Annotated in this window: 16 protein-coding genes, 1 tRNA gene and 3 pseudogenes; 16 read left to right on the top strand and 4 right to left on the bottom strand. The window is 70.0% G+C overall.

Annotation, left to right across the window (positions count from 1 at the left end; translation table 11 throughout):
- The first annotated feature begins 71 nt into the window (after nt 1-71).
- The 8 genes and pseudogenes from MMA15_RS07910 (at nt 72) to MMA15_RS07875 (ending at nt 9,972) form a co-directional block, all read left to right on the top strand.
- Complete coding sequence (locus MMA15_RS07910) at nt 72-236, top strand: plantaricin C family lantibiotic (RefSeq protein WP_241058427.1); 165 nt, start codon at nt 72-74, stop codon at nt 234-236.
- Nucleotides 237-273: 37 nt separating this feature from the next.
- A complete protein-coding gene (locus MMA15_RS07905; protein WP_241058426.1) occupies nt 274-429 on the top strand; it encodes a class II lanthipeptide, LchA2/BrtA2 family in 156 nt (51 codons plus the stop codon).
- A 352-nt stretch (nt 430-781) separates the two neighbouring features.
- Nucleotides 782-2,695, top strand: a pseudogene (gene lanM, locus MMA15_RS07900) (type 2 lanthipeptide synthetase LanM); the annotation flags it as partial.
- Between the two features lie 104 nt (nt 2,696-2,799).
- Nucleotides 2,800-3,672: a lanthionine synthetase LanC family protein gene (locus MMA15_RS07895; RefSeq protein WP_241058425.1), complete on the top strand. Its 873-nt coding sequence runs from the start codon at nt 2,800-2,802 to the stop codon at nt 3,670-3,672.
- Between the two features lie 2 nt (nt 3,673-3,674).
- Nucleotides 3,675-5,861 (top strand): peptidase domain-containing ABC transporter, encoded by a 2,187-nt coding sequence (locus tag MMA15_RS07890; RefSeq protein ID WP_241058424.1) that lies wholly within the window; start codon nt 3,675-3,677, stop codon nt 5,859-5,861.
- A complete protein-coding gene (gene lanM / locus MMA15_RS07885) occupies nt 5,858-8,770 on the top strand; it encodes a type 2 lanthipeptide synthetase LanM (RefSeq protein WP_241058423.1) in 2,913 nt (970 codons plus the stop codon). The genes MMA15_RS07890 and lanM (MMA15_RS07885) overlap by 4 nt, the downstream gene beginning before the upstream one ends.
- On the top strand, nt 8,767-8,931 hold the full coding sequence (locus tag MMA15_RS07880; RefSeq protein WP_241058422.1) for a hypothetical protein: 165 nt from the start codon (nt 8,767-8,769) through the stop codon (nt 8,929-8,931). The genes lanM (MMA15_RS07885) and MMA15_RS07880 overlap by 4 nt, the downstream gene beginning before the upstream one ends.
- Nucleotides 8,932-9,012: 81 nt before the next feature.
- The gene (locus tag MMA15_RS07875) at nt 9,013-9,972 is read left to right on the top strand and encodes an LLM class flavin-dependent oxidoreductase (RefSeq protein WP_241058421.1); all 960 of its coding nucleotides are present in this window, start codon (nt 9,013-9,015) and stop codon (nt 9,970-9,972) included.
- Nucleotides 9,973-10,024: 52 nt separating this feature from the next.
- Here MMA15_RS07875 and MMA15_RS07870 read toward each other — a convergent pair whose 3' ends face one another.
- Nucleotides 10,025-10,375: a hypothetical protein gene (locus tag MMA15_RS07870; RefSeq protein ID WP_241058420.1), complete on the bottom strand. Its 351-nt coding sequence runs from the start codon at nt 10,373-10,375 to the stop codon at nt 10,025-10,027.
- A gap of 162 nt (nt 10,376-10,537) precedes the next feature.
- Here MMA15_RS07870 and MMA15_RS07865 point away from each other — a divergent pair.
- Nucleotides 10,538-12,004: pseudogene (locus MMA15_RS07865) on the top strand (glycoside hydrolase family 5 protein); the annotation flags it as partial.
- A gap of 196 nt (nt 12,005-12,200) precedes the next feature.
- On the opposite strand, the gene MMA15_RS07860 reads toward MMA15_RS07865, so the two are convergent.
- The gene (locus tag MMA15_RS07860; RefSeq protein WP_241058419.1) at nt 12,201-12,566 is read right to left on the bottom strand and encodes a LysR substrate-binding domain-containing protein; all 366 of its coding nucleotides are present in this window, start codon (nt 12,564-12,566) and stop codon (nt 12,201-12,203) included.
- Between the two features lie 74 nt (nt 12,567-12,640).
- On the opposite strand from MMA15_RS07860, the gene MMA15_RS07855 reads away from it, so the two are divergent.
- Together MMA15_RS07855 and MMA15_RS07850 are read left to right on the top strand one after the other, a co-directional pair.
- Nucleotides 12,641-12,931: a M20/M25/M40 family metallo-hydrolase gene (locus MMA15_RS07855; protein ID WP_241058418.1), complete on the top strand. Its 291-nt coding sequence runs from the start codon at nt 12,641-12,643 to the stop codon at nt 12,929-12,931.
- An 85-nt stretch (nt 12,932-13,016) separates the two neighbouring features.
- A pseudogene (locus MMA15_RS07850) lies at nt 13,017-13,778 on the top strand (zinc-binding dehydrogenase); the annotation flags it as partial.
- Between the two features lie 107 nt (nt 13,779-13,885).
- Here the strand turns inward: MMA15_RS07850 and MMA15_RS07845 are convergent.
- Both MMA15_RS07845 and MMA15_RS07840 read right to left on the bottom strand, forming a co-directional pair.
- A complete protein-coding gene (locus tag MMA15_RS07845; protein WP_241058417.1) occupies nt 13,886-14,869 on the bottom strand; it encodes a phage baseplate protein in 984 nt (327 codons plus the stop codon).
- 246 nt (nt 14,870-15,115) lie between these two features.
- Nucleotides 15,116-15,188: transfer RNA gene (locus MMA15_RS07840), tRNA-Arg, on the bottom strand.
- 341 nt (nt 15,189-15,529) lie between these two features.
- Here MMA15_RS07840 and MMA15_RS07835 point away from each other — a divergent pair.
- From MMA15_RS07835 to ettA, 5 genes are all read left to right on the top strand, one after another.
- Entirely contained in the window at nt 15,530-17,317 is a 1,788-nt protein-coding gene (locus MMA15_RS07835) for a dynamin family protein (RefSeq protein ID WP_241058416.1), read from the top strand.
- A gap of 101 nt (nt 17,318-17,418) precedes the next feature.
- Entirely contained in the window at nt 17,419-19,914 is a 2,496-nt protein-coding gene (locus MMA15_RS07830) for a GTPase (RefSeq protein WP_241058415.1), read from the top strand.
- A gap of 255 nt (nt 19,915-20,169) precedes the next feature.
- Entirely contained in the window at nt 20,170-20,664 is a 495-nt protein-coding gene (locus MMA15_RS07825; RefSeq protein WP_241058414.1) for a single-stranded DNA-binding protein, read from the top strand.
- Nucleotides 20,665-20,903: 239 nt separating this feature from the next.
- Nucleotides 20,904-22,391, top strand: coding sequence for a TQXA domain-containing protein (locus MMA15_RS07820; protein WP_308290524.1), 1,488 nt, complete (start codon nt 20,904-20,906; stop codon nt 22,389-22,391).
- A 284-nt stretch (nt 22,392-22,675) separates the two neighbouring features.
- On the top strand, nt 22,676-24,340 hold the full coding sequence (gene ettA, locus MMA15_RS07815; RefSeq protein ID WP_241058412.1) for an energy-dependent translational throttle protein EttA: 1,665 nt from the start codon (nt 22,676-22,678) through the stop codon (nt 24,338-24,340).
- Nucleotides 24,341-24,347: the final 7 nt, after the last annotated feature.

The raw sequence follows: 24,347 nt of genomic DNA, 5'->3' as shown, positions 1-24,347 counted from the left end.
ACACGGTCGGAACCATCCTTCAGTATGGGCGAATCAATCCGGATCACGTACTCGAAGAATGGAGTTCAGTCGTGTACAAGGGCGACGTTTCGCTGGTTGAAGAGATTGCAGAGCAGGACTTCGAGGGTGTCGCCTACGGCGCCTGCACCACCAACACCTTCTCTCTCTCCGACGCTCTGACCAACACCGGCGGCTGGTGCACCCTGACCGTCGAGTGCCAGCCCAACTGCAACTGACGAAAACAACAGAAGAAAACAAGAGAAAGAGGTCATCATGAGCGAGGACATTCTCGGTGGATACGACGAGGCCGAGCTCGTCGAGCTGAGCGACGCCGACACCTACGGCGGCACCGGCCCGTGGTGCGTCGCCACCGTCACGCTGGCGACCGCGGCGATCTGCCCCACCACGAAGTGCACCAGCCAGTGCTGAACATGACCTCACCGTTCTCGGTGGTCATGTAGCAGTGCTCAAGCGGAACGGAGGCCCGTCCCGAGCCGGGCCTCCGTTCTGCGGCCCTCGTTCTGGCCCGTTCTACACGGCCCTCGCTCCGCGGCCCGCATTACACGGCCTCGACTCCGGCCCGTTTCTACGACAGACGACATCTCGCGCGAAAAGTGGGAGCAGCTTCACCGTGATATCTCCAGCCGAGTACTATCCGGAGTTCGACAGCGTCGAAGTCGAGGAGACGATCGCGCCGCTGGCGCAGTTCGACGACCAGGTCGCCGGAGTCCTGAAGAAAGTCGTCGTATCGGCGCGGCCCTCGCACGTACCGGGCGCCGGAATGCGCCGCACCGTGGAGGAATGGCTTGCCGCGGACGAGCGCTATCCGTTCCAGAGGATCATCAGGCATGTCGCCGCCGCGGTGGCCGACGGCGACCCCCTCGCGGATTTCGCCGGTCTCTTCCATGACAGGGGCACCGCGCTGAAGCAGGTCCTCGACCGTGCCGAGAGCCGGCTGCGCGAGGTGTACACGAGGCCGCTGGTGGTCTCCGTCAACCATGCGCGAGAGAAAGGCGCATTGCGGGGCGAGACGCCCCAGGAGCGCTACGAATACTTCGTCGAGCAGTCGATACGCACGTCCTTCGAGGATGTGAGCGGCCTTTCCTTCCCGGTGCTCCAGGACGTCACACGCATTCTCATCCGCAATGAGACCGAAGCCATCGACGAGCTGTGCCGCCGCCTCACCGCCGACCGCGAGGCCATCGCCGGTGCCTTCGGCATCGCAACGGACGACACGATCGTCTCGTGCGGATTCTCCGAGGGAGACGCGCACAACCACGGCCGCAGCGTCTCCGTGCTCGAATTCCACTCCGGCGCGAAGCTGGTCTACAAGCCCCGGGACGTCTCCTGCGAGGCGGCCTACGAGACGATCGCCCGCGAATTCAACGCCCGCGTCGGCACCTCCCTCGCCGCGGCGGCCGTACTGGAGCGGGACCACTACGGATACGTCGAGTACATCGAGGCCGAGGAAGTCTCGAACATGTCGGCGGAGTTCATGGACGCCAGCGGCGAACTCGCCGCCGTCTTCTACCTGTTGAACGCCCGCGACATGCACTTCGAGAACATCCTGCCGACCCGCCGCGGGCCCGTACCCATCGACCTGGAGACGATCCTCCACCCCGCCCGCGTGCACACCGGCCCCACCCCGGAGGCCCCCGGCAACGCCTACGAGACGATCGGGCAGTCCGTCTACGGCGTGGGCATCCTGCCCCTCGTCATGGTCGGCAAGGGCGAGGACGCGGGCCATGTCGACCTCGGCTTCCTCGGTGACCAGGGCCGTGGCTCGTCCCCGTTCAAGACCATCCTCTTCGAGAACCCCTACACCGACACCGTCAGCCTGGTGATCCGCGCACAGGAGGCGCAGGAGCGCCGCACGGTCGTCAGCGCGCTGTCGGAGGAGGAGATCCACCAGCTCGGCGCCCGTATGGCCGCCGGTTTCTCCAGGGTCTTCCGCGCGGTGATGGCCGAGCACGAGACGTGGGAGCGGCTGCTGCGCAAGGCCGCATCCGGGGTGCGGGTGCGCTACGTGCACAACCCCACGGCGCTCTACGCACAGACGCTGCGGATGACCTCTTCCGCCGGCGCACTCGACGACTTCGCCCCGTATCTCGCGCTGCTGAAGCGCATCGCGATCGCGAGCAAGACCTCATCGCGGAACATCGTCGCCTCGGAGGTGCGTCAGCTCGCCGAGCGCGACATCCCGTACTTCACCGTCGCCGCCAACGACGTGACGCTGAGGGACGGCGACGGTGCCGCCGTCGGCGCCGACTTCGACGAGACGCCCATCGACCGGGCCCTGGCGAAGACCTCCGCCATGTCGGAGGCCGCACTGCGCGAGCAGCTCCGGCTGATCTACTCCGCCTTCTCCTCGCGCTTCCCCGACAACCACCTGACCAGTTCCGGCGGTCAGGGGGCGGCGAGCGGTGGCGGGGCCACCCCGTCGCGGTGCTCCGACGCACAGTCGCGCGACGGGCTGATCGCCCTCGTCACGGAGCTGGCGGGCAATCTGGTCGGCACCTCGCTCCCGGACAAGTTCGCGCATCTGCCCCGCACCTGGATCGGCCCCCTCGCCTCGGCGTCGGCCAACAGGCCCTGGCCGCCAGGGGTGTTGGGATACGACCTCTACACGGGACGAGTCGGCCCGGCACTCGCGCTGGCCGCCGCGGGCCGCGCTCTCGACGACCGCCGGTACCGCGAGCCCGCCACGCAGATCTTCTCCACCATGGCGGAGATCCTCGCCCGGGCCGGCGCTATGAGGCACGCAGCATCCAGCAGGCCGGGTTCGGCGGCTTCACGGGCATGGCCGGCATCCTCTTCGCCCTGGCGACGACGGGCCGCCTGCTGGAGAACGACGGCTGGGTCGAGGCAGCGCAGGGCGCCGTGCCGCTGGTGCTCGACCAGATACGTGACATACCGCCGGAGCGGCTGCCGGTCGACGTCGTCGGCGGCGTCGCGGGCGTGATGTCGTGCCTGACCGCGATCGGCGGCCCGCACGCCGACGACTCCCTCGCGTCGCTGACCGCGATGCTCGTCTCCGCGCTCGGCGCCGGACGCGGCCATGAGTCCGTACTGGCACAGTCGGGATTCGCACACGGCGTCAGCGGCCTCATCCACGCCCTGAGCAGTGCCTTCCCCCGCGTCCCCGAGACGCAGCGCGACTCCGTGAAGTCCGCGCTTGAGAGCCTCGTGGAGCGGCTTCAGGGCTTCTACGACACCAGTGAGGGCAACTGGTACTCGAACGTGGCAACGCCGTGGTCGTTCTCGACCGGCTGGTGCCATGGAGCGACCGGTATCGCCCTCGCGCTGTCCGAGTACGCCTCCGTCTCCGACGACGAGGTCGTACCGGCCATGAGGGACGTGGCCGTCGGCAACCTCATCCGCCACGGCTTCGGCCGCAACATGACGTGGTGCCACGGCGACCTCGGCAACCACGACGTCCTGTCGAAGCTCGCCCGCGACGTCGACCCGTCCCTGCGCGACGAGGTCTCCGAGATCGAGGGCAGATGGCTCCAACCGGACGTCTTCAAGCGGAAGATCAGCGACAACCAGAGCCGCTACGCCCACACCAACAGCCTGATGGTCGGCACCGCGGGCATCGTGCTGCACCTGGTCAACCGCATCGACCCCAGCGCCCACATCTCCCCGGTCACCCTCACCTACGAGAGCCGGTAGCCATGGGACTTGCCATCGGGGGACGCAAGGCGATGCGGCGCATGCCGACGGTCACGCAGGTGACCCAGACCGAGTGCGGGCTGTGCTGCACGGTCTCGCTGCTGCGCTACTACGGCCGCGCCGAGGACATCTCCACCGCACGCGAGGCCATGGACGCCGGCCGTGACGGCCTCAGCGCCGGACAGCTCGCCCGCTTCCTGCGCACACGCGGCATGGAGACGAAGCTCTTCCGCGCCAAGGACGTCGCGGCGCTGGAGAAGTTCACCTCACCGGTGATCATTTACTGGGAGGACTACCACTTCGTCGTCCTGGAGAAGTTCGACGGCCGCAAGGCGACGGTCATGGACCCGGCCGTCGGCAGGCGCAGGCTCAGCCGCGACGAACTCGCCGAGGGCTTCAGCGGCATCGTCGTATCGGCCGAAGTGGGCCCGGACTTCGAGAAGTCGAAGCGGAAGCCGCTGTCGGAGTGGCGCAACGTCTCCCTCTTCGCGGAGGGTTCACCCAAGAAGATCGCCCTCGTGGGGCTGCTCTCCTTCAGCGGCTACGGCGCGATCCTGGGCATCCCCATGCTGACGGAGTGGGCCGTCGACCGGCAGAAGCAATGGCACGGCCTGGACGACCTGTTCGTGGTGCTGGCCGCCGTCTTCGGCGTGGCCCTCACCTATCTCGCGCTGCACGTCGTCAGGGTGATGGTCCTGTCGTCCGTGGTGGCGCTGCTCGGCAAGCACCTGATGAGCACCACGTTCACCAAGCTGCTCTTCCTGCCGTACAAGTTCTTCACGGTGCGGCAGCCCGGCGAGCTGCTGTTCCGGCTCAACAGCGTCAACATGATCCGGGACCTGCTCTCCTCACGCGTGGCGCAGGGAATCCTCGACGTGGGGACCCTGCTGTGCGTCACGGGCTATCTCTTCTACGTGGAGTGGCGCCTCGGCCTCATCGCCGTCGGGCTCTTCGTGCTCAACGCGGCGTATCTGATGAAGACGCGTCCACGGCTGATGGAGTATGTCGACGCCGAGATAAGCCAGTTGAGCAAGAGCCAGTCCACCCAGCTCGACGCGATCGTGTCGATACCCACCATCAAGATGGGCGGCTACGCGCACGAGTTCGTCGAGACCTGGAGCAAGGTCTACACGTCCTCGCTGGAGGCGATGAAGGACCGCATGCGGATGCAGCAGGGCCGCATCTCGGGCGTGACCACGACGACGCAGATGTTCGGCCCGATGACCCTGCTGCTGACCAGCCTCTACTTCGTCAGCCACGGCTACATCTCGCTGGGCGCGGCGATCGCCGTGCAGGCCGTCTCCGCGACGTACTTCTCGCTGTCGACGTCGGTGTTCCAGACGTACACCGAGTTCACCGAGGCCGGGCGCTACATGGCCAGGCTGAACGACATCGTCAAGTCCGAGCCGGAGGACCCGGGCGGCACCCTCACGGATCTGCTGTCGACGGCGATCCAGTTGGAGGACGTCAGCTTCCAGTACACGAAGCACAGCGACTTCGTCGTGCGCAACGTCTCGCTGGACATCCCCGCCGGATCGAAGGTGGCGCTCGTAGGGCCGTCAGGCTCGGGCAAGTCCACGCTGGGCAGGATCATCTGCGGCCTCTACGAACCGACCCGCGGCGTCATCCGTTTCGGCGACGTCGAGCAGCGCCACTACGACAGGAACGCGCTGCGGAGGCAGATCGGCTACATCCCGCAGGAGATCCATCTGCACAACCGCACCATCCTGGAGAACCTGACGCTGGGCCAGGACATCCCGCCCGAGGTGGTACGCGAGTACTGCGCGGGCGTCGGCATCCTCGACTTCCTCGAAGACCTGCCCATGGGGCTGAAGACCCTGGTCTCGGAGATGGGCGCCAACTTCTCGGGCGGCCAGCGCCAGCGGCTCGCGATCGTCAGGGCGCTGCTCCAGAACCCGCCGATCCTCGTGATGGACGAGGCGACGTCCGCACTCGACACCGTCAACGAGCGGCGCGTCGGCGAGATCATCGAGCACATCGGCTCGACGCAGGTGATCATCGCCCACCGCCTGGCGACCATCAAATCCGCGGACCACATCTACGTGCTGGACAACGGGCGCGTCGTCGAGCAGGGCAGCCACGCCCAACTCCTGGGCACCGGCGCTGTGTACACGGATCTCTACGCGGAGAAGTCCCCGGAGCTGTTCGCCGGAGGTGACCGGGCATGAGCGAACCAGAGGTGTCGATCCCGGCGTTCCTGCCGTTCTATGTGCATCTCGCGCCGAGGGGCGACGTGGAGTCCGCGCTGCGGGACGCGGTCGCGCCCGTCGCCGCTCCCGGCGCCGTCGAGGATCTGCTCGACGACGCCTGGCACGGGCTCGTAGCCGCCGTCGAGGGGCAGTCGTTCCGCACGCTCATCGGCGAGTTCCACGCCTTCAGGGAGAGGCGCGGGCTGCCGATGACGGCCGAGGGCGACGAGGCGCTGACGCTCTTCCGCGAACATCTCGGCGACGCGGACAACTGCCGTGAGATCACCGGGAGATACCCGGTGCTGAAGCAGCGCGTCACCACGATCCTGCACAACTCCCTCTCCGCTTACGGGGACGTCTTCGCCGCGTACGCGCAGGACGAAGCGCAGCTCAAGGCCGCGGGGCTGGTGCCGTCGCCGGAACCCGGCGGCCTGAAGAAGATCGTCTTCAGCGGCTCCGATCCGCACAACGAGAACCGGCAGGTCGTCCACGTGCGGCTCGCCGGGGGCACGAGGCTGGTCTTCAAACCGCGTGCCCTCGTCTCCGACCGCTTCGTGAAGGACCTCTACGCGGCGGCCGACCCGTATCTGAGGCATTCGCTGCGTGAATGCATTCCGGTGTCGGTGACGTCCGGAAAACACGGCTGGCAGCAGTTCGCCGAGTCGAAGGCGATGGACTCGCCCGACCAACCGGCAAGGTACTTCTACCGGTTCGGAGCCCTCTGCGCGATCCTGGGCTCCATCGGCGCATCCGATCTCCACGACGAGAACCTGCTGGCCTGCGGCGAGAATCCGTGCGTCATCGACACCGAGACGATGACCCGTGCCGACGCGGGTGTGGAGAACGACTCGCTGCCGCACGTGATCATGAATCACATGAAGCTCTCCGTCGTCTCGACGATGCTGGTGCCGATGGTCGACCCGACCTCGCCCATCGACATCAACATGGCGGGCGTGGGCGTCGCCGGCGACCAGAAGTCGAAGAACCTCACCAGGCCCGTCGTACGCGACAACACGACGGACAACATCTCCGTCAAATGGGAGCCGGTGACCTACAAGCACCACGGAAACGTCTCCCGCCTCGGCGACCGGCGCCTGTCGGCCACGGAGTATTTCGCCGACACCCTGGAGGGATACTTCGACGCCCTGGAGTTCGTACGCGGCGACGGCATCGTGAAGATACTCGACGCCTATCCGGAGATGACCGTGAGGAGCCTGCTCCGGTCGACGATGGTCTACAGCAGATTCCTCGACGCCTTCACGCATCCCAGATACCTGGGGGAGCCCGCGGAGGCCGCCCGGCTGCTCGGGCTGCTGAAGAACATGCCCGAGTATCTGTCGCCCGAGGCCGCCGAATACGCCCGTGAGGAAGAGCGTTCCGCGCTCTTCTCCGGGAACGTCCCGTATTTCGTGACCCGTAGCGACTCCACTGAACTGGCCACGCACAGAAGCAGTTTCCCCGGCGTCTACAAGACGACGCCCATCGAGATGGCACGCAGGGGAGTGGAGCAGAACGCCGCCCGCACGGACCTCTACCACCAGTTCCTGCTGGAGGAGTGCTTCGGGGAGGCCGTCGCCGACGACGACCTGGCGGGGCTGTCGTCGGAGAGTCTCTTCGGGCAGCACTCGCTGACCCGGGCCCGAGCCGGTAGCTGGTGGCCGGAGATCGCGCGGAAGATCGACGCCGTGAGCGTCCCCTTCGAGGGGCCCGACGGTCGCGAGACGGGATGGCTGTGCGGCATCGGACCCGAGCGGAACGCACCGACGATGACCGCTGGGAACTTCGTCTCGTTCCACGACTCCGGCGGCATCGTGACCTTCCTGGAGCGCGCCGCACGCGACGGCAAGGACGCCGAAGCCGCCTACCGGAGTGCCGATCGCGGCCTGCGCAGCCTGCTCGCCCGCTACGGCGAATCCCTGATGCAGACCCCGGAGTCGGTCTTCACCGGTGCCGCCTCGATGCTGCTGGCCAGGCCCGGCGGCGTCGAGGCCGACTGGCTCGCGCAGATCTTCGAGAAGCTCGAAGAGCGCGCCGAATCCGACGAGTTGGAGAAGGACCTCGCGAACGGACCGGCCGGCATGCTGATGGCGCTGCTGTCCCGCGTCGAGATGTCGCGCAGCGCGTCCCGTACCGCGTTCCGCAGCGAGTCCTCCCGGGTGGAGTCGTCTGCCGAGTGGAGCGACGGCGGACCGTACGGCGAGGCCCGTCTGGCACGGCTGCGCGAACTGACCCTGGCCCATCTCGCCGCCCCCAGAACCGCCGAGTGGTTCGACGTCGCACACGGCGAACTCGGCCTGCGGTGGGCCCTGTCCCGTACGGGGAGAGTGCTCGGCGACGACCGTCTCGTCGAAGAGTCGGCGGAATGGCTCCTCGCCCGCCGGGAGTTCGACGGCGAGAGCCCTTACGCGGGATGGTGCAACGGCGCCGCCGGGCTTCTGCTCGCCTCCGCGGAGATACTCACCGCGGCCGGCCGGCAGGAGCGGCTGCACGGCGCACGTCTCGGCGAACTCGTGGACAAGGCCACCACGATCACTCCGGACCGGCCTCTCGATCTGTCGGTCTGCCACGGCAGCAGCGGCGTCGTGCAGTCACTGATCGCCGCCGCGGGAATCCTCGGCGACGAATCCCTCGTCTCCCGCGCGCAGGACTATCAGGAACGAGTTCTCGATACGGCACGGGCGCACGGCTTCTACACCGGCGCCGGAGGGCGGACATCGCTCCTCGGCTACATGTTCGGCTGGTCCGGCATCGGCGACACCGACGCCGTTCTTCAGCTCGCGGTCAAGGCCGAGGGCACCGGCTCCCAGGATTTCCACATTCCCGTCGCACTCTGCTGCGGCGTGCCCGAACGACGGACAGCAGTACAGCACCAGGAGGTACCGAAATGAAGAAGTACAAGGGCAGTTGGGGCGTCATCGTCGCCGTGGGCGGAGCCATCGCCATCACGACCGCCTACAGCGAGAACTATGTGCTCGCCGCCGTCATCGGCGTACTGACCGTGGCGCTCGCCGCGGGCGCCTTCATGAAGTTCGACCGCAAGCAGTCGTAGACCCGTAAGCAGTCGGAGACGCTGCCGCCAAGGGGAGCGCATCGTGCGCGCGTGCGTCACTGAACGAAAGGAAGTCCTGGGGTGCGGCTCTCGATACTCCTCCCCTTCGGCCCGGTACGGCCGGAACAGGTGGTCCCGTTCGCGAATCTCGTCAACTGGACCTGCGCCGACCGGCTTTGGCAAGGCCATGGAATGCTGCTGGACAGCCACCATCTGATCAACTGGCTCGCCGGAATCGGGATCAGGATTCCCAGCGGATTCGGCGTCACGCTGATGCCGCTGCGCTCCCCGTACCAGGCGGCGATAGAGGCGCGTTCGGTGGCGCTCGCCACGGGCCGTTCCGTCGTCGCCGGATTCGGCCCCGGCGGGCTTCAGGCGCAGCGCAGTTTCCTCGGCAAGCCCTACGCCGGCCAGATAGGCGCGTGCCGCGAATACGTGACGACGGTGCGCGGACTGCTTCACGGAGAGACCGTCGAGAACTCCGGAGACCACTTCCCCGGGGTCTCCAAGCTCCTCGAATACAAGCAGCCGCCCGTTTCCGTCGGACTGGGCGTGCTCCGCGAGAGGATGGCCGCCCTCGCGGGCGAACTCGCCGACGTGGCCATCACCTGGCTGGGCTCGGCCGCGTATCTGGACCAGATCCTGATGCCCGCCATGCGCAAGGGCGCCGAGGAGCGGAAGTGGGACAAGCCCGCGACCGTCACCGCGATCGTGCCGGTCGCGCTGTCAGGCCCCGACCGCAGGGTCGAGGAGCTGGCGGGCGCCTCGTGCGGCACGCACATCCAGGCCCCGCACTATCAGGACGCGCTGAAGAAGGCCGGAATCGTGGTGTCGGGCGACGGCGACCCGGGCGACGCCGTGAAGCTCGTCGACGGCGGCGTCTTCCTCTACGGAACGGCCGAGGAGATCCACGAAAGGCTGGATGAGTACCGGGCGATCGGCGTCGACGAGGTGGTGCTGAACGCCACGGGTGTCGGCCTCGTCGCGGGTCCTCGCGCCGCCGCCCAGGATCTGCTGGAGATCCTGGGCGCGGCGCCCTGACGGGGCGGTTGGGGGAGCGGCCCGGTTACGGGGGACGCGTCGGGGCAGTGCGTCACGAGCGGCGGGCCCGGCGGCCGAACCACCGGCCGAAGACTCGCCGCAGTCCTCGCGGCGCCGGGCTGAGGGGCCGACGGATGCGCTCCCCGACCGGGCCCTCCGGGCGCTGCCGGGTCCAGCGCCCGTCGGGCGACGGTGCCGGGACCTTCCGTTCCGCCTGCGCCTGGATCTCGTAGTGCGACTCGTGCGCCGTCGTACGGAACGCCTCGTCGTACGAGGCCAGCGCCGCACGTACGGCCGTACCGGCGAGGCCCCTGCGGCGGACGCGGGCGGCCAGCCAGGCGAAGCCCGCCATGACCGCGGCGAGTGCCGCCGCCGTGATGAGGAACGGCACCAGGTCACGCATGGGACGAGACTACGCCGGACGCCCACGGCGCTCGCGGCGATGCCGGACACGGCGGTGGGGCCCGGTGCCATGGTGCCCCGTTGCCGGGGGAGCCCGCCCCAACTGCCTTGGCTGTGAGGCCAGTCGGAGCCCCCGGGGGCGAGTCGGACGCCTCCGGTGTGGATGGAGGGTGGTTCTCATGGGAAGCGTGTGACTGTGAAGACGTCCGTGTTCAGATCCGTGCTCACCGTGCTCACCGCCGTCGTACTCGCTCTGCCCGCGGGCCTTACGGCCGCACCCCGCGCGGCGGCCGACCCTTCGGCCTCCCGCCCCATGGCGGGAAAGGACGCCGGGAAGCAGGCCCAGCCGAGCGAGGCACCGCAAGCCGCCGCCGAGGCACCCGGGGACTGGAAGCCGCCGCTGAGCACCAGGGGCCGCTACATCGTCGACGCCGACGGTGACCGCTTCAAGCTCAAGTCGGGCAACTGGCATGGCGCGAGCGGCACTTGGACCGGCAGCGGAGACCCGGACGACCCCGCGAACAACCATGCGGGCGAGGTGTCGGGCCGTATGCCGCTGGGCCTGGACCGGGTGCCGATGACGGAGATCGTCGACGGCTTCCGCCAACTCGGCCTGAACAGCATCCGGTTGCCCTTCTCCAACGAGATGATCCACGACGAACGCCCCGTCACGGACGCCTCGGTGGCGGCAAACCCCTCCCTGAAGGGCAAGACGCCGCTACAGGTCTACGACGCCGCCGTACACGCCCTCACCGACGCCGGCTTCGCCGTGATCCTCAACAACCACACCAACACCACGCGTTGGTGCTGCGGCGTCGACGGCAACGAGCGCTGGAACACCTCCCAGACGACCGCCGCCTGGGAGGACGACTGGCTGTTCATGGCCCGCCGCTATGCGAACGACCCCCGCGTCGTCGGTGCGGACCTCTACAACGAGGTGCGCCGCTCGGCCCTCGACGACCCGAACTGGGGCCTGGGCGACGAGCACGACTGGTTCGCCGCGTCCCAGCACCTGGGCGACCGCATCCTCCAGGAGGCGAACCCGGACCTGCTGATCGTCGTCGAGGGCATCAACTGGACCGGGCTCCCCGTCGACGGCCTTCCCCACGGCCGCCCCACCCTCGAACCCGTACGGCAGCTCTCGCACAAGCTCGTACGCCCCGGAAAGCTCGTCTACTCCGCCCACTTCTACGACTACACCGGGCCCAACCACAGCGGCGCCACCGGCATCGGCGAGACCTCCGACCCCCGCTACCGCGACTTCACACGGGACGAGCTGTTCGGCGTACTGCGGCGGCAGGCCTTCTACGTCGCCCTGGAGCAGGACCAGGACTTCCAAGCGCCGGTCTGGATAAGCGAGTTCGGGATCGGCGGCCCGGAGGAGACGGAGGAGAAACCGCGTGCCTGGTTCCGCAACTTCGTCGACTTCCTCGTCGAGTCTGACGCCGACTTCGCCTACTGGCCGCTCGTCGGCTGGCACGAGAACGGAGAGGGCAACGGCTGGGGCCTGCTGCGCTGGGACTCCGAGGGCCGGCGTATCGGCGTCCTCGACGGCGGCGACTGGCGTGCGGACACCTGGCGACGGCTGATCGACGCACCCGGCCGCACGGGCGGAATCCCGACCGCCGACCGCGACGAGAGGGGTGACCCCGACGAGAGCGGTGACCGCGGCGGGACCGCCGAGACGGATGAGACCGCCGCGAGGGGTGAGTCCGGCGAGAGGGACGAGACCGGCGAGAGGGACGAGACCGGCGGGAGGCAGGCCCCGCCGAAGGGCACGTCCGGCTCCCGGCCGTGAACTCACGGACGCGCGGAAGCCGCCGCGATCACGTCCCGCCTGGGGGCTCGCCCTCCGCGCGGTCGGCACCCTCCGCGCGCTCGGCACCCTCCGCGCCGTCCACGTCGCGTGCGGCCCGATGCAGCAAGTCCGCGAGCTGGTGCGCCAGTTCGTCCGGGATGCCACGGCGCCAGGCGAGCAGGATCGGCGAGACGGCCCGCGGCGTACTGATCCGGGCGAAGCGCACGCCTCGGTGCGGCCCGCGTGCGACGGCGGCCGACACCAGCGCCACGCCGTCCCCCGCCGCGACCAGCCCCAGCACCAGCGGCGTCCCCAGCGCCTCGTAGCGAATCCGGGGTACGAAGCCGGCCTGTGCGCAAACGGAGACGATCGCGGGCAGCAGGCCGTGGTCCACGCGGCGCTCGGGTCTGCGGCCGCCACCCGGGGGTGCGCGCCGAGGTCACCCGCGCCGACGGCGACGGTCCGACCATGGACCAGCCGTTCTTCGCCGACCCGGACGGACAGGTCGTCGCCGCGGTGAACGCCGCGTACCGCACCGTCCGCGGCGAGGAACAGCCGACCGGCGCCGTCCGCCCGTACTGCTTCTACGGCAGCGACGCCTCGCTGCTTCAGCACGCCGCGGGGATGCCGGGCCTGGTGTGCGGACCGGGCGGGAAGTACAACACGATGCCGGACGAGCGGGTGCGGATCTCCGACTACCTCGACATGGTGCGGATACACCAGCTCACCGTCGAGGCGATCTGCGGCCTGGACGGCTGACCGCGCAGCACAGGGCGGGGCGAACAGGGCGAAGGTGCCTCGCCGACTGCGGTGCCCGACGTCCAGGGAAACCGCGTTTCGCGCGGGCAGCGAGTCACCCTCGGACGACACCTGCGCGAACTGCCGTAACGGCTGGCAGTCGAGCTGCCTGCACCGCGCGTTCCTGAGCACCTGCCAGGCCGACTACGTACGTATCCCCGACGCCCAGGGCACGCTGGTCGCCACCGACGGGCACCCGGCAGACGAGTTCCTGCCCGGCCTGCTGGCCGTCACGGACGTGATGGGCACCGGCTGGTACGCGGCCCTCGCCGCCGAAGTCAGGCCCGGCTCAACCGCCGTGGTCGTCGGCGACGGCGCGGTGGGGCTGTGCGGGGCGATCGCCGCCAGGCAGCAGGGCGCGGAGCGGATCGTCGCCATGAGCCGCCACGAGCCGCGGCAGAAGCTCGCCCGCGAGTTCGGCGCGACCGATGTCGTCGCCGAGCGCGGCGAGGACGGCGTCGCACGCGTCAAGGACCTCACCGGAGGCATAGGCGCCGACGCGGTGCTGGAGTGCGTGGGCACCGCCGAAGCCATGCGTCAGGCCCTCCGTTCGGCACGGCCGGGCGGCAACGTCGGCTTCGTCGGCGTCCCACACGAGGCCGTCGAAGGACAGGAGCTGTTCTCCCACGTCGCGCTGCGCGGCGGCCCCGCCCCCGTGCGCCGCTACCTGCCCGACCTGATCGACCTGGTCCTGTCGGGCCGGATCGACCCGGGCAGGGTCTTCGATCTGACCCTGCCTCTGGAACAGGTCGCCGAGGGCTACAGGGCGATGGACGAGCGCCGCGCCATCAAGGCCCTCCTCACCCCCTGTGCCCCTGACCGCGCACACCTGCCGCCCCGGCCGGGCGTCCACCCCGCTTCGGGCGGGGTGGACGCGATCCGGAATCTTCGGTGCGGCCGGGCCGCGGGCGGCGGTCAGACGAGGACGTTCTTTTGGAAGACGTTGGCGTACCGGTCGATGTCGCCGATGCTCGTGCGGGAGGCGAATCCGAGGCAGAGACGGACCTCGCCGCCGGAAGTCCGGGTCACCGCCATGCCTTCCGGCTCGCGGAACACCAGCGACTTGCCGGCCTTGGTGAGGAACCGCTCGACGACCTTGCCGGTGTTGAGATCGGTGGCCGTCACGAACGAGTCGATGTCGGCGGGGTCGGCGTGGCCCTCGCCGTCCAGTGTGTAGAGGTAGCTGCCGAACACGGCGTAGCCCTGGAACGTCACCGAGCCGTCGCCGAGCTTCGGCTGGCTGATCTTCGCCAGCTCGTCGGTGAACGTGCCGTTCTCGACGTCCATGCCGGCGAAGTCGTACAGCCGGTAGATGAACCTGCCCGACTCCTTGCGGCGGACCAGGATGCGCTTGTTGACCGGGTCGGTGGCACAGGTGATGGTCTTGCTGCCGGTGAAGAACTTCTTCACCCCGGACGGGGCCTCCCCGTCGACGAACTTGAACCGGGCCAGTGCGGTGCCACGGCCGCTGTCGTCGTTCGCGTCGGAGTCGCACTCGACCCACACGAACGAGTCCTTCCCGTTCGGCTCCACGCCGATCGACACACCGTGACCGGCGTTGTCGAGGTGCATGGTGCCGGTGACCTTCCCGGAACCGTCGAGCCGGTTGATGCACAGGTCGTCGCCCGAACTGCCGTCCCGCACCTGGGAGATGAACAGGTGCCCGTTCCCGGGGTCGAACGCCATGCCCTGCATCGCGTGGTGCTTCTCGTGCAGCAGCGCCTTACGGAACACGTCGTACGAGGGCGTGGACAGGTCGAACCGCTTCGACGCGGGCACGGCCGCGGACGCCTCGCCGACGGTCAGCGCACCGCCCGCTCCGGCGGCGAGGACGGTCGCGCCTCCCGCCTTGAGCAGTCCGCGCCGGGAAAGCCCCGAACCGGATCTCGCTTTGAACATCGTGATTCCCCCTGGGTCGCCTGATGGTCTTGTCAGGTCCCGATCATGGCGCACGCCCCGAGATTGTGTAAGTGCCACCGACATGCCGCTCCGCGACCGGTCTCGCCGAAGACGGCTGCGGTCGTAATCGGCCGACGTCACCGTCCGGCGGACCGCGTTCTCATGCGCGACCCGGGCCCCGTCCCAAGCCGGCGGCCGCTCGCGGAAACGCCGCCCTCTACGTGCGTAGAGAACGGCGATCGTAAGCGCCCCCGGCAGGACTCGAACCTGCGGCCAAGCGCTTAGAAGGCGCCTGCTCTATCCACTGAGCTACGGGGGCCGGTCTCGGTCGCGGAGGATTCGGGCGGGCCTCCGGGTGACCGTGGCGCGGTCAAGGATAGGGGTCCCCGTGGCTGGCGCTGTGTGCTTCACGTCCGCGACGCCATGTGGAGGTTCAGTGAAGCGCTCCCGATAATCGCAGGCCGGTGCGATTCGTGCAGCGGTTTTCGCCGCGAGCCGCGCGGGTGTTGCTCAGTCGTTATGGCTGTCTCGGCGGGGACGGGTTCGACCTGTGGGTCACATGGCGCGAATGGCTCCATTCGCGCCCGAAACCGATTGTTTTCGCCCCGCAGAGCCGTGGATACGCTTCAAAAACATGCCGAATTTGGGCATTCTGCGCATGTGGCGATCTTGAACGTACGGCCTGAACTGCTAGACGCACTCTCGGCGGTCCGCGAAGGCGTCGCCGCCGCACGCTTTCCGTTGCCGCTGCCGGGCGCCCACCGCGCACGCCTCTCGCGCGACGAACTGCTCGCCCAGCTCGACGACTACCTCATTCCGCGGCTGCGCGCGCCCAAGGCCCCGCTGCTCGCGGTGGTCGGCGGCTCGACCGGCGCCGGGAAGTCGACACTCGTCAACTCCCTTGTGGGGCGCAGGGTCAGCGAGGCCGGAGTGCTTCGCCCCACGACCCGTACGCCGGTCCTCGTCTGCCACCCCGAGGACGAGCACTGGTTCAAGGGCGAGCGCGTACTGCCGCGCCTTGGCCGGGTGTGGATGCCCCGTCAGGAAGTGCCCGCGCCCGCGTCCGACGACGACGTACAGGGATGCGCCGCCGAGGAGTTGCTCGGCGCCGACGCCCGTGACGAGGAACCGGCCGAACGCGCGCTGCGCATCGAGACCGACACCGCGCTCTCGCCCGGACTCGCCCTGCTCGACGCCCCCGACGTCGACTCGCTCGTCGCCTCCAACCGCGATCTCGCGGCCGAACTCCTCTGCGCCGCCGACATCTGGGTGCTGGTGACCACCGCCGCGCGCTACGCGGACGCGGTGCCCTGGAACCTGCTGCGTACGGCACGGGAGTACGACGTCACGCTCGTCACCGTGCTGGACCGCGTGCCGCACCAGATCGCCTCCGACGTTGCAAGGCAGTACGGTTCGCTGCTGATCCGCGAGGGCCTCGCCGACGTGCCGCGCTTCACGGTTCCCGAACTCCCGGAGTCCGCAGGCGGATCGGGGCTGCTGCCGGCGACCGCCGTAGCGGGCCTGCGCAACTGGCTCACGCAGCGGGCGCTCGACCCGGCGGCACGTGCCGTGGCCGGACGCCGTACCGCCGTAGGCGCGCTCGCCTCGCTGCGCTCCCGCGTCACCGCCCTCGCCAACGCCTCCGCCGCACAGCACGCCGCGGCGCTTCGGCTTACGGGACACATCGAGGAGGCGTACGAGGAGGCCCGCGCAAGGGTCCGGCGGCACATCGCCATGGGTGAACTGCTCGCAGGCGACGCGCATGCGCTCTGGCGCGGCTTTCCCGTCGACAGCCGCGCCGAGGAGGTGCTGGACGCCTACGAGACCGGGCTGACCACGCTGCTCGCCTCCTCCGTGGCGGCGGCCGACGAACGCGTGGCCGAGGCATGGCGCCGCGACCCCGCCCGGCCCGGCGCGGAGATCACCGAGATCGCCACCGGCCGTGCGGAGAAGGGCAGTCGGGCGGGCGCCGACGCCGCCGACGACGGACGCGCCCGTATGAATCTGCTCGTACGGCGCTGGCGCCGCTGCCTGGAGGAGCTGACCGAGGAGGAAGCACGCGCTGTCGACCACGGGTTCGGGCGCGACGCGGAGGAGGCGGCAGCGATGCTCGCCACGGCGCTGGTGGGCGGCGGGAACGCGGCGGACGCCTACCGCAGCCTGGCGTCCGCCTTCGGCGAGCCGAGCGCGCGGCGGCTGCGTGAGTGCGGTGTGAGGCTGCTGGCCACCTACGTCGAGCGTGCGCTCTACGGGGAGCGGGACACGCGCCTCGCGCCCCTGGACGAGCTGGAGACCGCACCGGACCCGCAGGTCGATCTGATCGCCGCGCTGTCGGTGCTGCGCAAGGCGGAGGCGTCGGCGCTCTCGGGGCCGCTGTCCGGGCCCGGCGCACAGAAGTCGTCGCAGTCGCAGTCCCAGTCCCATTCGCAGTCGCAGACGGAGAGGTGACCGCAGTGTCCACAGCGGATGTCCGGACCGACGGTACGTGCGATGAGGAACATGCCGACCGCGGCGCCCAACCCGCGGAGCACGGCGGGGAGTCGGAGGCCGTGGCCCAGCACGTGGCGGACCGGCGGAACGGGGAGCCTGACGCCTCCGTGGAGAATGCCGCGGGTACGACCGAGGCGCATGAGGCCCATGACGTCCGCGATCACGGCGACGAGGGCGATTCCCGCGAGCCCGGCGAGCCCGGTGACGCCGGCGGGAGTGCCGAGTCCGCCGAGGCCTCCGACGCCGGCGGCGAAGGCGCTTGGGACGACGGTCTGATCGCCCGCCGCGCCCGCGGAGCCTCGGCGCCTGGCGGACGGCAGGGCCGGTCGAGGGCCGCCGCGCTGTGGGGAGCGGACTTCGGGCCGCAGGTTCCGTACGACACGGCGGACGCGCCGGACGGGCCCTGCCCCGCGCCGGACGGCAGCGGTCAACAGCCGTCGCTGCGGGGCAAGTTGCCTGACCAGCCCGCCCTGACGGGGTGGCCGTCGACCGGTACGCCCCACCCCCGGGAGCCCTACGAGGACGAGACGTTCGGCGAGGAGAACGCGCTCGGCCGCCGCGTGGTCGCCCTGCGACGACTTGTCGATCTGTCGAGAAGCCGCCTGCCGAGAAGCGTCCTCGCCGAGGCGGACCGCGTACTGGAGGCGGCCGACGCACGCGAGCGGCTCTCCCGCCGCTACACGACGGTGGCCATCGCCGGAGCGACGGGCAGCGGCAAGTCCTCGCTGTTCAACGCCCTCGCCGGTACGCGGCTCTCACAGGCCGGAATGCGCAGGCCCACGACCGCGACACCGGTCGCCTGCTCCTGGGAGGTCCCCGGCGCCGGGCCCGCCGACGCGCTTCTCGACCGCCTCGGGATTCCCGCGTCCACCCGGCGCCTGATGCGCCCGGAGTCGAACTGGCGAGGCCGTATCGACGAGGGCGCACGCAGCGAACTGGAGGGCCTCGTACTCATCGACCTGCCCGACCACGACTCGGCCGCCGAAGGCCACCGAGAGCAGGTGGAACGGCTGCTGCGCCTGGTCGACGCGGTGGTGTGGGTGGTCGACCCCGAGAAGTACGCGGACGCGGTGCTGCACGAGCGCTATCTGCGGCCGCTCGCCGGATACGCCGAGGTGACGTTCATCGTCCTCAACCAGACCGACAGGCTGCCGGGCGACGCGACCGTGGCCGTACTGAACGACCTGCGGCGGCTCCTGGACGAGGACGGCATGGCCCTGGGCGAGCACGGGGAGCCGGGAGCGCGCGTCATGGCCACCTCCGCGCTGGTGGGCGAGGGCATCGACGAACTGCGCACCGAACTCGCCGGGTTCGTGGCCGAACGCCGCGCCGCCTCGCTGCGGCTGAGCGCCGATCTGGACGTGGTGGTGGAGCGGCTGCGGCCGGAGTACGTCACCCCGGGACGGGCGACGGCCGCGAGCGCCCCGACGGGACTCACCGAGGACGTACGAGAGGCGTTCTCGGGCCGGCTGGCGGAGGCGGCGGGCGCGGTCGCCGCGGGACACGCCGCCGAACGCGCCTGGCTACGGCACGCGGAGCGGGCCTGCGGAACGCCCTGGGCGCAGCTTCAGCACTGGTACGAGGAGCGGCGCTCGCGTAAGCAGGCCGCGGGGCGAACGGCCGCGGTCGATGACGAATACGCCGGGGCGGACCTGGAGTTGGACGCGGAACAGGGTGACGGGGCCGGGGCGCGGGACGCCGCCGCTGATCTGCCCGTCGATGCTCTGCCTGCTGGTGCACCGCCCGGCGGCGGGGCGGCCGAGGTGTTCGACGCTGACGGCGACGAGGGCCGCCCGGCTGGTTCACAGTCCGTGCTCGCGCCGGAACCCGTGTCCGTGTCAGCGTCCGCGCCCGCAGCCGCGGTTGCCGGGACCTCCGGTGGCCGCGAGGACTCCGGTCCGCGGGTCGCCCGGCCGGTGGTGGCACACGCGGTGCGCACCGTCGTGGACCAGGCCGCCGCCGGCCTTCCCGAGTCATGGCGACGGTCCGTACGCGACGCCGCGTGGCGCGGTGCCGCAGGGCTGCCCGAGGCACTGGACGAGGCGCTGCGCCACGGCACGGAGCCGGAGGGCTGCCGCTCCGAGGCGGCGTCCTCCGAGGGCATGGGCAGGGCGGCGGAAGGCACGAACTTCGAAGGCGCCGGCGCCCGTTCGGAGCGTACGCCGGTGAACGGGCCGGTGAACGGGCCCGCGTTGAAGCGCCCGTTCTGGTGGAACCTCGCGCTGGTGGGCCAACTCCTCCTGCTCGTGGTCCAGTCGGCGGGCGCGGGCTGTGTGCTGAGCGCGACCCTCGGGGTGAGACTCGTCCCGGAGTGGGCCGGTGTGGCACTGCTCATCGGGGGTGTGCTCGGGGCTTCGCTGCTGGCGTGGGGCTGCCGGTTCGCCGCCCGCGGGCCCGCGGCGGAGTACGGGCGGCGTGAGGAGCGGCGGCTGCGGCGGCTGGTCGCGGGGTGCGGACAGGTGCACGTACTGGAGCCGGTGGCCGGGGAGTTGCTGCGTTACCGGGAGGTGCGCGAGCAGTACGTGACCGCGGCGGGCGGCACCTCGTCGCCTTAGCGGGATCGGGATCGGGATCGGGAGCGGGAGCCGGGGGGCCGGGTCCGGGCGTTGGCCCGGGGCTCAAGTCGGGAAGAGTGCTTCCGAACCCCTCTCGTGGGTGGCGGAGTTGTCCACAACGCCTTCGTAGTCCACAGCTCGCAGCGGGTTTTCCGTGATCGCGGCAAGGTGGTGTCCACGCGGTGCGCGAGCACCGTGGACGACCGATGCCGGCGGGCGCGTACGGGGACCCGCGGGCGGAGAACAGGGGGCGTGATGTACGAGACGCATGTGACGGTCGTGGGGAACGTCGCGACGCGGGTGGAGTTCAGCACGACGGCGGCGGGGGTGCCGCTGGCGAGATTCCGGCTCGCGAGCACGATGCGGCGGTTCGACGCGCAGGAGCGCATGTGGTCCGACGTCGGCACGAACTTCTTCACGGTGTGGACGCGTCGGGCGCTCGCGGAGAACGTCGCCTCGTCGGTGACGCTCGGCGAACCGGTCATCGTCACCGGCAGGTTGCGCATCCGCGAGCCCGTCCGCGACGGACAGCAGCAGTACTTCGGCGCAGAGCTGTCGGCATCGTCCGTCGGACACGATCTCTCGCGCGGCACCTCCGCGTTCGTAAGGGTGTCTCCCGCACGCCGGGGCCTGACAGCGAGCGGGCAGGGGGACGACGGCGTTACGAAGACGGCTGCACCACCAGGCACCGGCAAGCCCGTACGGGCGGGTGCGGAGGCCAAGGTTCCAGGTCAGTCGGGCGGGCCTTGATCGTCCCGGTCCGCCGGATTCGCTGATAACGATTGTGAGTCGGAACGCTTGAACGGCCGGATCGGCGGGGATCAGGGCGCTTCCGCTCCTTACGATCCCCCGCGTGGCTACGGGGGTTCGGTGTTCGGCGGCGGGACAGCGCGACACGGCATCAGGTCACGTGCGTGACCTCTCAACTGCCGTGCCTGTGCCGCCCGGAGGGGAAATTCATGAGGTTTGTCCGCGGGACCGTGACCGCCGTGAGCGGGCACACGGCCGCACGTGCGGCGCGACGTCTGGCCGTCGCGTCGCTGGCCACCGTTCTGTTCGCGGCGGGTGTGACCGCCACGGCGACTCCCGCCTATGCGGCGAGCGATGACGAGCCGTCACGGCAGGGCGGCGCCACGGCCACCCTGGACGGGCTCAAGACGTACAGGCAGGCCGTCGTCCACGAGGGCGGCGAGGCGCTGACCACCGGCGCCGGTCTCTTCGAGATGGCGGTCGACGGAGGCGGCAGACTCCAGACCTACGGCCTCGACGTGGACAACCCCACGCAGCGGCACGCGCGTTACGGGGAGACGGACTGGGGCCGTACCTCGCTGCACGACAACCCCGAGGCCGGGAAGATCCTCTGGATACTCCGGCACTCCTATCCGCAGGTCGACGACTTGCAGGCGCTCGCGAAGACGGCCCGCTCCGGGAAGCTGTCACCCCGGACGGCCGCCGCGGGCACCCAGGTCGCGATCTGGCGCTTCACGGACGGCCGGTCCGCGCGCAGGGGCGGCGCCGGAGGTGGCGGCGCCGTGCGCGTCGAGGCGGCCGATCCCGCCGCAGAGCGGCTGGCCGACCACCTGGAGCGGTCAGCCCGGCGGATGGCTGAGCCCCGTGCCTCGCTGTCGCTCGACCCCGTGGCGCTCCCGCGAAGGAGCGGCAGCGCACTCGGGCCCTTCACGGTGCGTACGACCGCTCCCGGCGTGGCCGTCTCCCAGACACCGGGCTCCGGGTCGCCGCACGCACGGATCGTGGGCCGGGACGGTAAGCGGGCGACGTCGGTACGCGACGGCGCCAGGCTCTACTTCGACGTGCCCGGCGGGCGCCGGGCGGGGGCGGCCTCGCTCACGGTGCAGGCGGCCACGAAGGTGCCGGTGGGCCGTGCCTTCACCGGCGTGGGCGGCCACGCAAGGAGCCAGGCGCAGATCCTTGCCGGGTCCAGCAGGTCCATGGTCTCCGCGACGGCGGACGTCAACTGGGCCGCGGACGGGGCCATACCCGCGGTGAAGGCGGAGAAGAACTGCGCCAGGCAGGGCGTCGGCCTGACCGTCTCCAACGCCGGGGACCGGCCCTTCCGATTCCGCCTCGGAGGCAGGGAGCACGCGGTCGACGCGGCGGACAGCCGGACGTTCATGGTCCCCGTGCACGAGGACCAGGCGTACCGGATCCCGCTCACCGGGCCGCACGGCCTGGAGAAGTCCTTCACCGGCGTACTGGACTGCGCCACGCGGAGTGCCATGCCCGTCACGGAAGCCGAAGACGACGAGGGGGACGTCACGCTCCGTACGGCAACGGTGGGCGGCAGCGGCGCGGCCGATGCGGCTGCCGTCGCCGAGACCGGCGACCTGGCCGAGACGGGGGCGCCCGGCACCCCGCTGATAGCGGGCACCGCCGTCGGCCTGGTGGTGCTCGGCGCGATGGCAGTGCTCTTCGTACGCAGGAAGAATCCGGACGACGGCGGCGTTCAAGGAGGGTGAAGGCGCTTTATTGCGTTGACCCGGTCCCACTGATCGAGCTGCACTGATCAGGTCGCACTGATCGAGCCGCACCGCACGTCGAGCCGCACCAACGAGCCCCGGTGGAAGCGGCGTCGGACACAACCGGCGCACGTGGCGCGGAGACCGCCCTCTGCACGCGGTGTCCGCGGCGGGCAGGCGCTCCGCCCCGTTTCGGAGTCGGGCGCCCGGTGCGGCAAGATGGTGTGGTCTGCCCATGCGGCGCAGCCGCGCTCCGAAACCTACTGACTGCCGGACGGTTCCTCTTGGCTGAGTACATCTACACCCTTCGCAAGGCGCGCAAGGCGCACGGAGACAAGGTGATCCTCGACGACGTCACCCTGAGCTTCCTGCCCGGCGCGAAGATCGGTGTCGTGGGACCGAACGGCGCCGGCAAGTCGACGGTGCTGCGCATCATGGCCGGGCTCGACCAGCCCTCCAACGGCGACGCCCAGCTCGCCCCCGGCTACAGCGTCGGCATCCTGCTCCAGGAGCCGCCGCTGGACGAGTCGAAGACCGTGCTGGCGAACGTCGAGGCCGGTGTCGCGGAGACCAAGGGCAAGCTCGACCGTTTCAACGAGATCGCCGAGCAGATGGCGACCGACTACACGGACGAGCTGATGGAGGAGATGGGCAAGCTCCAGGAGCAGCTCGACCACCTCAACGCATGGGACCTGGAGTCGCAGCTCGAACAGGCCATGGACGCACTGGGCTGCCCGCCCGGCGACTGGCCCGTCACGACGCTGTCCGGCGGTGAGCGGCGCCGCGTGGCGCTGTGCAAGCTGCTGCTGGAGCAGCCCGACCTGCTGCTCCTCGACGAGCCCACCAACCACCTGGACGCCGAGTCCGTCCAGTGGCTGGAGCAGCACCTCGCGCAGTACCCCGGCACCGTCGTCGCCATCACCCACGACAGGTACTTCCTCGACAACGTCGCCGGCTGGATCATGGAGCTGGACCGCGGCCGTGCCATCGGCTACGAGGGCAACTACTCCACGTACCTGGAGAAGAAGCGCGCACGCCTGAAGGTCGAGGGCCAGAAGGACGCCAAGCGCGCCAAGCGACTCAAGGACGAACTGGAGTGGGTCCGCTCCAACGCCAAGGGCCGTCAGGCCAAGTCCCGTGCGAGGCTGACCCGTTACGAGGAGATGGCCGCCGAGGCCGAGAAGACCCGGAAGCTGGACTTCGAGGAGATCCAGATTCCGCCGGGTCCGCGCCTGGGCAACGTCGTCGTGGAGGTCGAGCACCTCAACAAGGCGTTCGGCGACAAGGTCCTCATCGACGACCTCTCCTTCACGCTGCCGCGCAACGGCATCGTCGGCGTGATCGGGCCGAACGGCGCGGGCAAGACGACCCTGTTCAAGATGATCCAGGGCCTGGAGGAGCCCGACTCGGGCGTCATCAAGGTCGGCGACTCCGTGAAGATCTCCTACGTCGACCAGAGCCGCGCGAACATCGACGGCAAGAAGACGCTGTGGGCGGTCGTCTCCGACGAGCTCGACTACATCAACGTCGGCCAGGTCGAGATGCCTTCGCGTGCCTATGTGTCGGCGTTCGGCTTCAAGGGCCCGGACCAGCAGAAGCCCGCGGGCGTCCTCTCCGGCGGCGAGCGCAATCGGCTGAACCTCGCGCTCACCCTCAAGCAGGGCGGCAATCTGCTCCTGCTCGACGAGCCGACCAACGACCTCGACGTCGAGACGCTCTCCTCCCTGGAGAACGCCCTGCTGGACTTCCCCGGCTGCGCCGTGGTCGTCTCCCACGACCGCTGGTTCCTCGACCGTGTGGCGACGCACATCCTCGCGTACGAGGGCGACTCCAAGTGGTTCTGGTTCGAGGGCAACTTCGAGGCGTACGAGAAGAACAAGATCGAGCGACTGGGCCCGGACGCCGCGCGCCCGCACCGCGCCACGTACAAGAAGCTCACCCGCGGCTGAGGCGGCT

The sequence above is a fragment of the Streptomyces marispadix genome, assembly GCF_022524345.1.
GTDB classification, from domain to species: Bacteria; Actinomycetota; Actinomycetes; order Streptomycetales; family Streptomycetaceae; genus Streptomyces; species Streptomyces marispadix.
The sequence above is the reverse complement of the archived record's forward strand: the minus strand, read 5'-3'. Positions and strand labels throughout refer to the sequence as shown.

What these genes read in the sequence shown, in the direction of transcription:
- MMA15_RS07845 (WP_241058417.1), bottom strand. Translation starts at nt 14,869, where the DNA reads ATGTTCAAAGCGAGATCCGGTTCGGGGCTTTCCCGGCGCGGACTGCTC.
- MMA15_RS07870 (WP_241058420.1), bottom strand. Translation starts at nt 10,375, where the DNA reads ATGCGTGACCTGGTGCCGTTCCTCATCACGGCGGCGGCACTCGCCGCG.
- MMA15_RS07825 (WP_241058414.1), top strand. Translation starts at nt 20,170, where the DNA reads ATGTACGAGACGCATGTGACGGTCGTGGGGAACGTCGCGACGCGGGTG.
- MMA15_RS07905 (WP_241058426.1), top strand. Translation starts at nt 274, where the DNA reads ATGAGCGAGGACATTCTCGGTGGATACGACGAGGCCGAGCTCGTCGAG.
- MMA15_RS07895 (WP_241058425.1), top strand. Translation starts at nt 2,800, where the DNA reads ATGGCCGGCATCCTCTTCGCCCTGGCGACGACGGGCCGCCTGCTGGAG.
- MMA15_RS07890 (WP_241058424.1), top strand. Translation starts at nt 3,675, where the DNA reads ATGGGACTTGCCATCGGGGGACGCAAGGCGATGCGGCGCATGCCGACG.
- lanM (WP_241058423.1), top strand. Translation starts at nt 5,858, where the DNA reads ATGAGCGAACCAGAGGTGTCGATCCCGGCGTTCCTGCCGTTCTATGTG.
- MMA15_RS07855 (WP_241058418.1), top strand. Translation starts at nt 12,641, where the DNA reads ATGGACCAGCCGTTCTTCGCCGACCCGGACGGACAGGTCGTCGCCGCG.
- MMA15_RS07880 (WP_241058422.1), top strand. Translation starts at nt 8,767, where the DNA reads ATGAAGAAGTACAAGGGCAGTTGGGGCGTCATCGTCGCCGTGGGCGGA.